We start from the raw sequence: 530 nt of genomic DNA on the forward strand, positions 1-530 counted from the left end.
GGGTGAAGTCGTAACAAGGTAGCCGTATCGGAAGGTGCGGCTGGATCACCTCCTTTCTAGGGAGACATACACGAAGACAAGTTCTTCGATGTCACTTAGGTCGACACTTTGGCGCTGTACTTCGTACAGTAACCTACATTGTTCGGTTTTGAGAGATCTGCAAAGACTCTCAAAAAGAATGGGCCTATAGCTCAGCTGGTTAGAGCGCACGCCTGATAAGCGTGAGGTCAGTGGTTCAAGTCCACTTAGGCCCACCATTCTTTAATTTTATACCATACATGGGGGCGTAGCTCAGCTGGGAGAGCACCTGCCTTGCAAGCAGGGGGTCAGGAGTTCGATTCTCCTCGTCTCCACCATTCATTTACTACTGATTGGCGACAATGAGTAATAAATGACTTGTTCTTTGAAAACTGCATAGAAGATAGATAATTAATATGTAAGGTAAGCCTCTTGGAGTAATCCAAGGGTTTAACCAAGCACATTAGGAAAAAATTCTCTGATTTATAAAGAGTAGGTTAAGCTACAGGCGA

At 44.9% G+C, this 530-nt stretch carries 2 tRNA genes and 1 rRNA gene; all 3 read left to right on the top strand.

The features are described from left to right. Window positions 1-56, top strand: a 16S ribosomal RNA gene (locus EO124_RS10125); the annotation flags it as partial. 124 nt (window positions 57-180) lie between these two features. Next, a tRNA-Ile gene (locus EO124_RS10130) sits at window positions 181-257 on the top strand. A 23-nt stretch (window positions 258-280) separates the two neighbouring features. Next, window positions 281-356: transfer RNA gene (locus tag EO124_RS10135), tRNA-Ala, on the top strand. Window positions 357-530 lie beyond the last annotated feature (174 nt).

Source organism: Veillonella ratti, from assembly GCF_003992115.1.
GTDB classification, from domain to species: Bacteria; Bacillota; Negativicutes; order Veillonellales; family Veillonellaceae; genus Veillonella_A; species Veillonella_A ratti.